Origin of the sequence: Sulfoacidibacillus ferrooxidans (genome assembly GCF_022606465.1) — a bacterium.
Lineage (GTDB): Bacteria > Bacillota > Bacilli > Alicyclobacillales > SLC66 > Sulfoacidibacillus > Sulfoacidibacillus ferrooxidans.
Genome location: NZ_JALBUF010000015.1, coordinates 29,733 through 43,477, shown reverse-complemented (window position 1 = coordinate 43,477; position 13,745 = coordinate 29,733). Strand labels below are relative to the sequence as shown.

Annotated in this window: 9 protein-coding genes; 4 read left to right on the top strand and 5 right to left on the bottom strand. The window is 41.3% G+C overall.

Annotation, left to right across the window (positions count from 1 at the left end; all coding sequences use genetic code 11):
• The first annotated feature begins 462 nt into the window (after nt 1–462).
• Nucleotides 463–3,465 carry a sensor domain-containing diguanylate cyclase gene (locus MM817_RS13980; RefSeq protein WP_241716259.1) on the top strand — a complete coding sequence of 1,001 codons (3,003 nt, stop codon included), beginning with the start codon at nt 463–465 and terminating at the stop codon, nt 3,463–3,465.
• Between the two features lie 38 nt (nt 3,466–3,503).
• Entirely contained in the window at nt 3,504–3,740 is a 237-nt protein-coding gene (locus MM817_RS13975; RefSeq protein ID WP_241716257.1) for a hypothetical protein, read from the top strand.
• A 411-nt stretch (nt 3,741–4,151) separates the two neighbouring features.
• On the opposite strand, the gene MM817_RS13970 is transcribed toward MM817_RS13975, so the two are convergent.
• The 5 genes from MM817_RS13970 to MM817_RS13950 all read right to left on the bottom strand — a co-directional run bounded on the left by MM817_RS13970 (nt 4,152) and on the right by MM817_RS13950 (nt 10,462).
• Entirely contained in the window at nt 4,152–4,385 is a 234-nt protein-coding gene (locus MM817_RS13970) for a hypothetical protein (RefSeq protein ID WP_241716255.1), read from the bottom strand.
• A 1,112-nt stretch (nt 4,386–5,497) separates the two neighbouring features.
• The gene (locus MM817_RS17485; protein ID WP_241716253.1) at nt 5,498–6,943 is read right to left on the bottom strand and encodes a nitronate monooxygenase; all 1,446 of its coding nucleotides are present in this window, start codon (nt 6,941–6,943) and stop codon (nt 5,498–5,500) included.
• A 153-nt stretch (nt 6,944–7,096) separates the two neighbouring features.
• Entirely contained in the window at nt 7,097–7,744 is a 648-nt protein-coding gene (locus MM817_RS13960) for a hypothetical protein (RefSeq protein ID WP_241716251.1), read from the bottom strand.
• Nucleotides 7,745–7,785: 41 nt separating this feature from the next.
• Nucleotides 7,786–8,991 (bottom strand): NAD(P)/FAD-dependent oxidoreductase, encoded by a 1,206-nt coding sequence (locus MM817_RS13955; protein WP_241716249.1) that lies wholly within the window; start codon nt 8,989–8,991, stop codon nt 7,786–7,788.
• A gap of 247 nt (nt 8,992–9,238) precedes the next feature.
• Nucleotides 9,239–10,462, bottom strand: coding sequence for an IS256 family transposase (locus MM817_RS13950; RefSeq protein ID WP_241716247.1), 1,224 nt, complete (start codon nt 10,460–10,462; stop codon nt 9,239–9,241).
• Between the two features lie 1,486 nt (nt 10,463–11,948).
• Here MM817_RS13950 and MM817_RS13945 point away from each other — a divergent pair.
• Nucleotides 11,949–12,947: an NAD(P)/FAD-dependent oxidoreductase gene (locus MM817_RS13945; protein ID WP_241716245.1), complete on the top strand. Its 999-nt coding sequence runs from the start codon at nt 11,949–11,951 to the stop codon at nt 12,945–12,947.
• Between the two features lie 509 nt (nt 12,948–13,456).
• Entirely contained in the window at nt 13,457–13,729 is a 273-nt protein-coding gene (locus MM817_RS13940) for a hypothetical protein (protein WP_241716243.1), read from the top strand.
• Nucleotides 13,730–13,745: the final 16 nt, after the last annotated feature.

Here is a 13,745-nt window from a genome sequence, read left to right as displayed (position 1 = left end):
CCTGTACAATTCCAATCAATGTATTTCAAAAAAGCGAACAAAAAGGCAAGCTAAATCCAAGGTGCAATCCGTCAGACTGTTTTGATATTCTTTGTTCGGTGTGTCCACCATATTGACTTAATACCACGGTTATGGTACGGTATGAATATTGTCAAATCCATGATAGCATTCATCGATATGAGTTCTTATATGGAACTATATGTTTGTGAATAAGCCAGCATTGAATGATTGCAGGAAATATGCATGGTTTGGCCTGTTGATTTACCTTCGTTTACATAAAGTAAAATCTAACTGTGTTGTCTTTCATTTTACAGTGTGATACTAGATATCATCTATCGATAGCAGACACTAAGATTCTATCTTGTATGGATACATCCTTCATTATATTACACGTTAAGTTCATGATTTTTGTAGCTATCAAGGATACTTTTAGGCTAGTTTATTTCGTTGGATAGGATGATTATGAGAAGATTATATGTACGAACTTTGCTAATACTCAATGGATTAGCTATCCTCTTATTTGTTTATTTAAGTCATGTGTTTTGGGATTTCACGATTCAAACCACGCAACAACGGTTACTTGTTCAAGCGGAGGCCACTTCCGTGTTGCTTGATCATCGCTGGCATAGGAATCAACAGATCATCGAACAAGCGGCGAAACGTTTGGCGGGTACTTTCTCACCATCAAGTACAAAACATGTTCTCGATCAGTTGCAACATGCTCTAGAGACGGAGCGAATGGAGACTCTTGCGGTCATGACTACCACTGGGCATGATCTTGTATCTGTTGGCCCACACATTTCCGTTGATCACATCGTTTTTCAGCACACCTTTTTTATTTCTCCTCCTTTTTCCTCTAAACAACATAGGGGATCTCTTGTCGTACTTGAAGGAACTCCAATTGATGATTCGGATCATCTGTATCTAGGCATGATCCAGCCAGTGGGGTTGTTCCAGATAAGTCGCCTAGTGCCTACACCACTTTATACAGGTATTCACATACGCATCATTCAAGCAGAGGCAATCAGGCAACCTAGTTCTTTGTTATTTCCTACACCATCAACGATGTCGGATCCCAATTCATGGTTGGCTCAAGTCATCCAGCACACCTCGAATACATCATTCGGTGTGTTGACGCACACCATGGGTGCGCATGGGAACTATTGCATCATAGGCTATGATAAACTACAACATTATCCGTTCTATATAGTGAGTAGTCTTCCAGTGAATACGGTATTTTGGACGTGGATTCATTCGATGTTCATTGGAATAGTCGGATTTTTGATGCTGGTTATTTTTTCTGACCTAGCCATCTTCTTTTTCCTTTTTAAATTAGATGCCTCTCACAATCGAAAAAAGAGCACGCTTCAATTATACGAGATTCTTTCTACAGTAACTCATATTACGAGTACAGCTGAGGATGAAACAACCTGTCTTCAAACACTCGTCATCGCATTATGTGCATGTTTTTATGCCGCGTCGATCGGGCAAGTCGATGGTGAAAGAGTGACTATTCTCTTTTCTGCAGGACCCGGTGCAGATCAGTTGCAAAAGCTATCTTTTGATTTATCCAATGAATTTTCTCAGAATGCACCACTAGCTGTACGAGCGATCAAGGCGAAACAAATCTCCTATGATAACCATCTTCAAAGGGTCGATAAACAACAAGACTATGGCATGATGATCGAGGAGTATAGCTATGCTTCTGAACTATCGATTCCCCTCATACGTCAACAACAAGTATGGGGTGTGCTCAATCTCATCAGTGATCGTTCAGGTGTGTTTGATCGAACGGTCCTTCCACTTGCCAATCAAATAGGGCATGTATTGCAAGACGCACTCGAACGTTTTGATTTGCGTGAAGCACAGGCCATTCATGATCAAAAGAATGATATTCATCTTGCCTTTCATGATGTGATTGGTGTCATTGCACAAGCATCACAAGATCATCTATCTGAAGATCAGCTTTTGCAGTTAGTATGTGACACATTCATTCGACGGCATGTGTTTACAGGCGTAGAAATCGGTATGCCATTATCCGATGGCATGTTTCAATTCCCCTATTATGCCGGGATAGGAATCGATGATGCTAGCAACCATCTAGAAATACGGGTCGATCATGGGCCCCTATCACAAGGACCAGCCAGTCGTGCATGGCAATCAGGAAGGTATCTAGTAGAAAATGATGGGGAAACATCTGTAGCGATGATTTCATCCCGTCAACGTACAGATGAACGCAATCAGTGGAACGCCAGTGCATATTTCATCATCAATCGCGAAAAGGAAAAATACGCATTATTAGGGTTGTACCATCAGGACAAAGCCATTTTTGATGAAGAATTCATTCAATTAGGCATTCGATTGGTCGAATTAATTGGACAGATTCTCACCAATCAAGAGCGGGAAGCAGAGCTCATTCGACTGCACCACTTTTATGAAGCGTTAGCCAAAGCCAATGAGTTGATCATTCATATGAATGACTCACAAACTTTATTTCATCAATTGGGTGAGTTAATCATGTGTCGAACGGAGGCATTAGGCTGCTATATAGGGTTCGAAAAAGATCATCACTTAGATATAAAAAGTAGATTATTTACCAATGCAGAATTAGAAATACTTTTTGATCAGAGTATAGCGCAATTTTTATATGGTTTTCCTGGAGCTCCCCCAACGGTGGTTGGAGATGTGTTACTTACACATCAACCGGTGGTTGTCAATCGCTACTCAGAAACTACACGTTATCCTGGAAAGGAGGGATATCCCTTCATGTCGCAATCTGAATTAGATTCGATTGCAGCCTTTCCGATTTACGGCAGCGATCAGGTAGGCGTGCTGACAGTGTTGGGTACAACAGATTTGTTTTCTTCGGAAATTATCACTTTATTACAATCGCTTGCAAATAATATAACGGATAAACTTCGTCAGTTACACACGGAGCAAGAGCGGAATTCAGCACAATCAGAGCTGGCTTATCAAGCTTTTCATGATGCGCTAACTCGTATTCCTAATCGTGCCTATTTAGAAAGAATGATCGATCATATTCTTGTAAAACAAAGCCAATCTCCTTATCCACTTACACTCATTATCGCAGACTTAGATGGATTTAAACAGATCAACGATACCTATGGACATAGGGCTGGAGATGTCGTTTTACAAGTGGTTGCTATGCGATTGAAGGAATGCTTGCGTTCAGATGATCGGATCTTTCGTTATGGAGGAGATGAATTCATTATACTTGTTGAGGAATTATTACCCCTAGCAGCCATGGAGCGGATTTGTAAACAAACGCTCCAGCGCATTCAAGAACCGATTCTATGGGATGGGAACTCGTTAACTGTAGGGATCAGCATCGGCATTGCACAAGACTCATCTGGGACTCAATCGCCACGGTCTTTATTTAAAGAAGCAGATGAGGCATTGTTTATGGCAAAGAAAGCAGGTAAAAACACGTATGTTATTCGATGAATAGGGATAGACCCATGATGGGAGGAAGGGATGATTTTATGGAAAAGGAACAGTTCGCTAAACTATTGGGCTATCCATCTTTTTATCAATTGCAAAATGCAAGTACCTATAGTTTGCTAGATATGGATTCAAGTTATTACATTACACCTACACAACAAGGGTGGGTAGTGTGGTGTGATGCAGAGGAACAAATGAATCAAACGAACATGGTTATTTTCTCTACGCAAAGAGAGGCTCGATTCTATTTGCATGCATTAGTGAAGGAACTACAATAAACCTATGTTATGCATGTATTACACGCAATTTTTATAATATAACCTCTCGTCATTAGAAGGCCGTTGAATAGACAATAGCAGTAAGTATTCGAGAATTTTACTGGGAATGAAAAGCGCCGGGCTCGAATCTCATTTTCCAAACATAGGGGGTATGATAAAAAACGATAATTAAATGATTTTTCAAAAATAGTCGTTGTTTTGGTTTATAGCCTGGCTTTATGCTGTAAAGAGCGTCGATTTTAGGTCGATATCGATCTCTTGATACCAGGCATCTGTGTATTGACAGATCATGATCCCCACATTCGGGTGAGGCCTATTTTCGTGCTGCGATGGCTGCAGTTTCAAGTAGATAGTCAAGCTTTTCACGTTTATTGAACGCTCCACTGTCGTTCTCCATTGGTAGACATCTCTTCACGCGTTGCTGTCACATGCAACCTGTGGGTAAACAAGCGCTGCGTGTCCTTCGTATCGATGTGTATATGCGCAGACCGTAGAACCAGTCAGAATAAGGTGAATCACAGGTGCAGACACCGTTCTTTCATCAGGGGATAGCGATAGGTAATGCCGTCCACGGCTGCGATCGTAGCCATTGTCTTTCGTGGCGAGTCCCTTTTGACAAACGGGCATACCTTCGAGAGACATCATGATGTTGCCCTTGTACTTCTTGTTTTCGTTTTGACATTGGTTTAGGTCAATGAATGCATGGGGTGCCCTTAGACTCGAAGTAGATGTAAAGAGCCGGACATTCTGAGCAACATCCAGTACAATCTGTTGCCAATGCCCAAGTGGGTAATATTGCTCCAAACTCTTTGATGCTTACGATAAGTGAAGTGACACAGAATCATGGCGTGAAGCTCGCTCCCATCGAGGATCGAGTGGAAGGTCATAGTGATTGTCCGAGGCCGTGAATAGGTACAAGGTGGTACCCGAAGTAATCGCAGTGGCTGTTGCCATTCGGGTGCGTATAGATGCCGTTTCAGGTGCATGGGTCAGTCACGTTCTCAAGAGCCACAACTATGCGTGTTATGGGGAAAAGTAGCGGGTCGCGCAGGTATTTCATCAGCTGGAACAGAAAGCGCAGCTACGTCACCAAGGAGATCGAGCCAAACTGCTCACGAACCTAGGGACAGAAGAAGGTCTATGTGAGAATGACCGTACGCTAGATGGACGTAGCAGGATTCTGTTGATCAAACGTTCAACTTTTATGGAAGTTGTGGTAGGTGCTTGTTCACCCTTCTTACCTTTGTCGGGTTTCCTATTGCGTGTAGGCTTGATCTTGCCAGTCAGATGAGAACTGGTCGAGGGCCAAAGACGAGCAAAGAATCGTAGAAGATGCATGTGTCCAGGTATTAAGTAAATATGGTGGACACCCCGAACAAATAATTTAAAAATAGTCTGACGGATTGCCCATGGAATGTAGTTTGCCTTCTTGTTCGCTTTTTTGAAATACATTGATTGGAATTGTATATGCGGCTTAGATCCAATTGACAAACGAATCCGCAGACGGGTTTACCACTTCTCGTTGTATTCCCTAATGTCTTTCTTTGCTCGTTTACGTGTTGGAGACTTTTCCAACTGTACTAGTTCGCGTTTCATGACGCTGTGGAATGACTTCATACCATTCACTTGATGATATAGCCTGCAGTCTTGCTTCGCCTCAAACTATCCCTGGAGCTATTCGAAGAGCTTCATCCTTAGCCTCTCATCAACAAGTTGTGCCTAGTTTAGCTAGGCGCACCATTACAGGAATGGCTCCTTTACGACTTTTCGCCAAGTAAATAGCTAACAACACTTTTCGCCGTGTATGTTGTATGATTAGCAGAAATCAATTCAGCAACTTTATGAATACCATCTCCACTCGTAACAATAGGAGGTTCTAATAAGGTGGATGTTTGATACTGTGACAATCCGGCAGTTGCCATTAATCCGTTACATAAGCATTTGCGCCCCACAGTGTTTTCGATACATCCGCCTTTTTCCAAATAAGTATGTACAGGTTCTGCAGCACAGCGATATTGTACATGGTTCTGCTGATCGAGATAAGCTTCTCGTAAATATCCTAAATCGCATCTTCTCGTGCGGTTTTGGTATACTTCTTTATCTGACAAAGAACCTATTACATCCACAACTTTAAATGGGAATCCGGTAGGTGAAGCAAAGGGATCCGTATGGACATGGATTGGATGCTTTATAATATCCTGTATGACTTGTTTTTTAACCTTTCTATCCATTCCGGATTCTTCGCAATATGCAAACAGTGTACCTACCTGAATTCCTGTTGCCCCGTTTGCTTGTGCAGATTGTAGCCCTGCAGGAGAATCATATCCTCCAGCGAGCCAGAATGGATATCCAAGTGCTGCAACCGCATGAAGATCAACAACATCGCGTTGATCATATATAGATTGCCCGGATTCATCATATTTTTTAGGCCCCCGCGGTGGGGCATTATGGCCCCCAGCAGTTGGCCCTTCAATGATAAAACCTTCAACAGAACCTGTTGATTTTTTTGACATGAGCAAAGCTAAACTATACGATGAAATGATCGGAAAAAAGGCCGGACGATGCAACTCTTGTCGAACACCATTATAGTCTCTTGGATCAAAGTGACTACTAGGTCCCTCTCCAGCCTTCATTCCCACAACTTCACATTTCAAACTTGCCGGTTCATTTTTAGCTAAAAGATTAATGGCTCCAGGAATCTCACGAGGAATGCCAGCTCCCATTAAAACAACATCTACGTGAGCGTTCATGGCGCCATATAAAATCGCTAAGTTAGGTAGTGATAATTTAGTCAACAGATTGATGCCAACTTGACCATCATGATCGAATTTAGCTAACCAAACTTCAGCAAATGCCCCAAGCATAGCCACTGTGCGTAACCATGTAGAGGATTCCAGTGTCCACATCGGTAATCGTTGATACGGTTGTGAAGACAACTTTCCATTAGGAACAAAGTACTTATCTATGATCTTTTGTGCTAGAGATGGCCATGGTGATGCCGCTAAAGCTTTTCGCATATAGCCTCCCACATCACCGTCTTGTAATCGTCTCAAAAGCACAGTATCAATTCCTGTTCCAGAAACTACTCCAAGCTGTCCAGTTCGTGAAACAGCACGTGCTAATTTCCAATTGGAAATTGCCACACCCATACCACCTTGGATGATTTCGGGCCATTTTTTTGTGGTGGTTGTATTTACATCCATATAAACACCCTCCAATGGCAGTGATAGAGTAACAATTGATCTTCTGGACAACGAGACTCATGGATGTGAAAGACCCATCGATAATTTTTTTAGATCTATTGTAAAGTGAATGGATACTAGCTTCCATGATGCAAGCAACGCTTAGCTAAAGCGTTAGCCATCCGATAATTCTTGTAATAGCGCAATCATGAATCTAAGTGAGTGTTGTACGGTGGGATCCTTTCTTAATTTTGCTAAACGAAACATAGAAATAGATGATTTATCTTCGGAAGATTTAAGTAGTGCATCTGTAATAATAGTAGGACGAGAAATGATTGGTTTGCATAGATCAGCGGTCAAAACTAAAAGCGGCGTCAGTTGCAATAAAACAGGTAATACTTGAAATAACTTGATGCCAGATGGAAAAACATCTTCTTTTAAGGGTATGGAAAGTTGTTTTATACTCTGCAAAATATTATCAAGAAGTTCAGGATCCTTTGCCATAGGTTCTAATAAATCCATACCCATCTCTAAATAAGATGTCATTTTAACCAATAAAGGTAGTTGATCCATTAGTGTATTTAAATTATCCACCATGCCGGTTTTTTTAAGTTTACTTAATTCATTTGTTATATTTAAGATTAATTCTGGATCTTTTACCATAGGCTCAATCAACTCTGTTCCAAGCTCAAGTATTCCTAACCATTTAGCGATAGTTGGCATAGCTCGCAACACAGTTACGGTTGCGTTTTGAATGGTGTTATCTCCTAAAATTTCAAGGAGTTCGTCAACTTGATCAACAGCTAGTGATTCAGAAGTCATCCTGTTCCCTTCTTTCTAAGTAGTAATACATCACTAAAATATTAAATCGGTAAATTGGTGAATCCATTTTTCATTTTCCAAATGAAATATTTTTCAAATGCTATTTTTGCTCCATGAACCCAAGATCCATATTGTAACGTGTAATTTTTTTGGGGTGGAAAAACTGGATCAGCAATCATATAAATACCGGCATCACCAGAATCCAATATGCATAGCGCTTTCATATCATAGGGATTGAATTCAACATGGGGCATTCCGTTAATTTCAGCAATGATGTTCTTTACGGCCGTTTTTGCCATATGTTCTGCCATATAACCCGTTTTTGGAACACCAGTAGGTATAGGCGTCGGTTCTTTTGGACTTAAAGCGACATTAACTCCACCCGCAAAAATATTAGAAAAATTAGGATGACGGTATTCAGATGTAACTGGGATAAATCCTTTATCATTTCCAAGACCAGGTGTATTAAACACGGCTTCAATTCCAATAAACGGTGGGATGAGCATGCTATATGAAAAAGGAATCTGTGTCCCATCGTCTAGAATCACTTGATCTTTCTCCACTTTTTGAATGGCATGATTGGGATAAGCTACAATATCAAGTTCTGCAAACATTTTTTTAACCATATGTTCAGAATCACCTACGCCGCCTAAGCCAAAGTGACCAAGAAACGGTTCTGGAGTGATCCAACTTATCTTCACTTTGTTTCTTAAGTTATTTTTACGCAAATAACTTTCAACATTTAACAAAAATTCATATCCAGCACCAAAGCAACTTGCTCCTTGAGTTGCACCAATCACGATAGGCCCTGGATTTTTTAAAAACTCTTTAAAAGCTGCTTGTGCAGATAAGGAGTGCTGCAAGTTGCATACGGAGTGCGTGTAGCCACCATGTGGTCCCAATCCTTCAACTGCAGCAAAATCAAGTGCCGGTCCTGTGCCTAAAAATAAATAATCGTACTCCAATGTTCCTTTTTCTGTATAAACTATATTTTGATGCGGATCGATTTTCGTAACAGAATCATGAATAAATTGTATTCCATGTTTATCCATTGTAGGTTTAAGAGGAAATGAAACTTGATCAGGTGTTCTTGTTCCTAAAACAACCCAAGGCATAGATGGGATAAAAACAAAGTTTTCCTGTTTTGAAATAACCACTACCTCATGTTCTTTACCAAGTTCTCTTCTCAGATCTAATGCGGCGGTAAGACCCGCAAAGGATGCTCCAACTACCATAATTTTAGCCAATTTAGCATCTCCTTTAATTAAATATATTTCTTAAATAAGTAAATCATGAAATGCACTATTGATGTGAACCGTAATCTCATATTACATTTATAGCTTATCTGAGAAGAGGACTATAAAATAAGATCCAGATGGATGATATAGACTAGTTCTTATGTACTATTACGATCAATTTATGTACTAGCGTTGCAGTGAACGATCAAGTCCTAAATGTGGTGTAAATTCGCCCCACGGTAGATGTGTAGATATGTTAACTGATTTGTTGTAGTTTCGGTTGCATTTCGCTTAGTTTTTTCTGTTCATCACGCCACACGAAATACTCCGCCATATCCAAGTATTTGTGTCCCGTTTGCCACTTCTCGTCCATCTCCATCAGCAACGCGCCAATGAGCCGTGTCACAGAATCCCGGTTAGGATAAATCCGAATCACGCGATCCCGTCGCCGTATTTCCTCATTGAGCCGCTCCATACCGTTGGTTGTGCGCAGTCGTTTGCGATATCGGTCTGGCAATGACAGAACCGCTGTAATGTCATCGAATCCGTCCTCCAGCACAGCAATGGCTTTAGTGGCTTTGTCTCCGTAGTCTTCTACAACCTTGTTCATCAACATCCTCGCGGTTTCCACGTCTGGCGCATCAAGAATGGCACGGACTTTTCCGTACAGCTCGTCGTGTAGACTCTTTGGTGTCGCTTCCAAGAAGTTACGCATGAAGTGCGTTTGGCAGCGTTGCCACGTACTCCCCTGGAACTGTGAATGTAGCGCCTTGACAAGACCGCTATGGCTGTCCGAAACCACGATGTCGACACCGCGTAAGTCACGACTTTTCAGCCATGAAAAGAATTCAGACCAACTCGCAGTGGACTCACTATCCCCAATCATCATGCCAAGAATCTCTCGATATCCTTCTTCGTTGACACCTGTTGCAATCATGACCGAGCGAGCACGAACACGCCCATCCTCACGGATTTTCAATACAATTGCATCTACCAAAACAAAGGGATATTTCTTCTCTTTCAGGTTACGTCCATTCCACGCATTCACGATTGGGTCAAGACGTTTGCACAGTTCCGACACAGTAGATTTCGAGAATTCAGCACCACACAATTCTTCGGTAATCGCAGTGATTTTTCGAGTCGACACGCCCTGAATCACCATCTCCACTAAAGCCAGAAGCAGTGCCTGCTCACTGCGCTGGTATCTCGCAAACATTTCGGTAGAGAAGTTCCCATTGCGAAGCCTTGGGACGTGCAATGTGAGCGTTCCAACACGCGTCGTTAGTGGATGGGGACGAGTCCCGTTACGATAACCTTGGCGCTCATCTGCGCGTTCATAAGGCTGTGCTTGCACCTGCTCAGTTGCCTGTGCCTGAAGGACTTGGTTTAATACCTGTTCAAGCAAATCTGACATCCCTTTATCGCCAGAAAAAAGCCCTTTCAAAACCGTGTCATCCAGTGTAATGTTGTATTGTGCCATTCGCATAAACCTCCCAGTAGATTAGGTTCTCGACAAACTCATTCTACCAAAAGGGGCGAGATGGCACTTTCATATGATGTCACCCAGTGCGTCCACTGAATTTACACCATTATACGGACTCAACTCAGTGAACTACTACGAGGCTAAAAACTTCGTGATAGTTCACTGCAGAAGTATACATTTGTGAACGCCTTGTCAAGTGCGAACTTTTGTGTTTATGATTTTATTTCAGATGATTCAAATTAAATTTTTTAATCACTGTGTCCTACTCATACTGCCACACACTATACGTAAAGATCGCTTCCGCAGGATATACGCGTCTCCCCCTAGAGGTTGGCGTACCTTTTCTGTGCAGACTTTTGATCAACAAGATCCGACATGTCGCAATGGTGCGGTTACCCTTGTAGACGTCTAACATTTGTCGACGAAACCCAATGACTAATACATACTCATCACCACTCATAGTTGGTTATACATCGCAGATTGGCTCGTCTCATACCACACCATTGTTTGATCGCCCAATGCAAATTGATCCACATAGAAGAATAACTCGATCTGCCAACATCTGCGAGATAGCGCGGCGATCTCTAGATCATCAAAATTTAAATCATTTGTCCTCTCGATCGTTTCGATATCCTCTGTGTGAATAGCAATCAAGCATAGCTTAGATGTTATTCCTTTGAATCAGAGATTCAGGATGAACGTGACGATCTTCTTTCACTTTGCTAATCCGTGCATAGGATATGACTGGAGACAAACTGAACTCCCATTGCGTTGTAGTGATCAAATGCCAGGTAGATAACATTGCCCTAAACAAAGACATGAAGCGTGCCTTCATCAACCTCTGTATTTTTACATATAGTATCAAACGAAAGTATGAGTAACCATCAGGTCATACCTACTTGCGTAGAGCGAAACTCAGCCCAAGGATAGATGCTAAGGTGCATGGTAATGATCATTGATGCATAGCTTCTCACTTCTGTTCTAGCCAAATAGAAGTGAGAATTTCGGCTACACGCAGGAAACCAATACCTAGAACGTTTATGAATTCTCATCGCGTATCTTTGGCAAAAGTATGGTTGTGCTGATTGATGAGAATACAATGTCACGATGGAGCATCTCATGTCCATGAAGATGTAGACTGGTCAGAGATGTGTATTCCCTTACATCTAGATTTATAGTAAACAGTTCGTGCGTGTAGCAAATCGCCGTGTGAAAAAGTGCTTCAATTTCATACAATTAAGGTGTTTTGTGAATGGCTGTCCCGGTACCCTCGTCCGTGTTGAGCCTCTTTGGCCAAAATCGAACGAGACAGGCTGTACGACTTCATCAAATAATAAGATTCATAAAATTCTATTAAATTAAAACATTCAAAGCAAAAATAGCTCATTTAGACCGTCAAATTTAGTACTTGTATACCCTATATGTCATACAAGTTTTTGTTATATTGAATTCAAGTTAAGAAAATAGAAAAGAGGCATGTGTCATGAATACTTTATATGATGTTGTTATCATTGGTGGAGGAGCTGGCGGATTACAAAGTGCAATACATATGGGTCGTTACGGATGGAAAACATTAGTTATTGATAGAGGAAAGGGACGTACATTTTATTCCCCTGTATATCATAATTTACTTGGCTTCCCTGAGGGTATATCAGGTGCTGAATTATTAATGCGTGGTAAAAAACAAGCTAAAAAATATGGAGTTGAATTTTTGAATAAAATAGTAATCGATGTGATTAAAGATGAGTCCGGAATGTTTACGATTACAGCACAGCGTCGGAAGGAATTTCGAGAACATTCCAATTTAGAAATATCTATAATACACACACGTAAATTGGTTATTGCTACTGGGATTATGGATCAACATCCAAATGTCCCCAATGTTTATCATTGGGCTGGATATAGTATTTATTATTGTCCTGACTGCGATGGTTATGAGTTACGAAATAAACGAGTAGTCGTAGTCGGAAAAGGCGATGGAGTAGCTAAAAAAGCTCTTATGCTATTGAATTGGACACGTAATATGACTATTGTTAACGTAGACACTCATTCTGCAATTAGCCCTAACCTCTTAGCGCAATTGTCTGATTACAATATAACCATTTATCAAAGCGAACTAAAGGAGTTTTCTGGTTCCAGTCGTGACCGTATTGAAAAAGTTATTCTTCAAGATGGTACAGAAATTGTAACGGATCTTGTGTTTTCGTCATTAGGTATGTATAGCGTAAACTCTGAATTAGGGTCGAAATTAGGCATAAAAACGCTAGATAATGGACATATTATTGTAGATGCTAGAACAAAAGAAACTTCTGTTAGAAATGTATGGGCCGTTGGGGATATTGTTGCTCATTCTCAACAAGTTATGATCGCAATGGGTGATGGCGCTCAAGCTGCAATATGGATCAATAAGTCGTTACGAGGAGATGGATTATTACCGCAAATAGATTTGATTGATGAAGAGGCTATTCTTACTACCAACTAATTCATTTGAAAATACACTATTAAGTGTGAAGTATCTAATGTACCCCTTAGTGAAAGATATTTGTGTGCATTTTATTGATTGGATTCGCCGTAAAACCTTTTGCTTTAGCCCTTAGCATTATCCATAAGTAGGGATTGCTGATGGCTTCATTGCAATAAGTACAAGGATTTATGAGGTTTTATGTCGGAACTGCACACATGACCTTTCAAATTTTTACCATTAAATCCCGATATATTGAGGGCGGCATGTACAAACATACAGAGCTTCAATTCGTAATGCCAGACGATGTTTTCCCTCCCTTTGTCAGGCTACTGAATAATGAGAATCAGTGGATTCAACTCGCCTCCTCATTCTCTGGTGGAAAATTGAAGCTCACTACGTTCAGACGTTCCAACCCTTCCGCAGAGGGGAAGGGTTGGAACGTCTGAACGTAGTGAGCTTGCTACTCTTATCATTCCGTCTGAGCGACTGTGAGACGGTTCAACTGATCATGGAGTTAGTATAAAGTAATGGACACGAGACAATCTATAGTACCGCAATACACACGGATTTCGGTTAAGTGTCCAGGCGCTTCTCAAAGACTCACGAAGGAAGAGCGAAAGGATCATAGACAAACGAGGCTTAATGCGGCGGAGCATAATGCCGTTCAAAAGAAGTTTGGCGAAGAGCGCATCTACGGACTTGGTCTGATTAAGGCGCAACTTGCAAACACGAGCGCGACCGTCACGGCCTTCCAACTGCTGATGATGAACCTGGAGAGGAGTGCTACTTGTCCCACTTAAAGAACATCTAGATGTG

Bases quoted from the DNA above. Each gene is read 5' to 3' on its own strand.
- MM817_RS13960 (WP_241716251.1), bottom strand. From the start codon at position 7,744: ATGACTTCTGAATCACTAGCTGTTGATCAAGTTGACGAACTCCTTGAA.
- MM817_RS13970 (WP_241716255.1), bottom strand. From the start codon at position 4,385: ATGATGTCTCTCGAAGGTATGCCCGTTTGTCAAAAGGGACTCGCCACG.
- MM817_RS13975 (WP_241716257.1), top strand. From the start codon at position 3,504: ATGGAAAAGGAACAGTTCGCTAAACTATTGGGCTATCCATCTTTTTAT.
- MM817_RS13940 (WP_241716243.1), top strand. From the start codon at position 13,457: ATGGACACGAGACAATCTATAGTACCGCAATACACACGGATTTCGGTT.
- MM817_RS13945 (WP_241716245.1), top strand. From the start codon at position 11,949: ATGAATACTTTATATGATGTTGTTATCATTGGTGGAGGAGCTGGCGGA.
- MM817_RS17485 (WP_241716253.1), bottom strand. From the start codon at position 6,943: ATGGATGTAAATACAACCACCACAAAAAAATGGCCCGAAATCATCCAA.
- MM817_RS13950 (WP_241716247.1), bottom strand. From the start codon at position 10,462: ATGGCACAATACAACATTACACTGGATGACACGGTTTTGAAAGGGCTT.
- MM817_RS13980 (WP_241716259.1), top strand. From the start codon at position 463: ATGAGAAGATTATATGTACGAACTTTGCTAATACTCAATGGATTAGCT.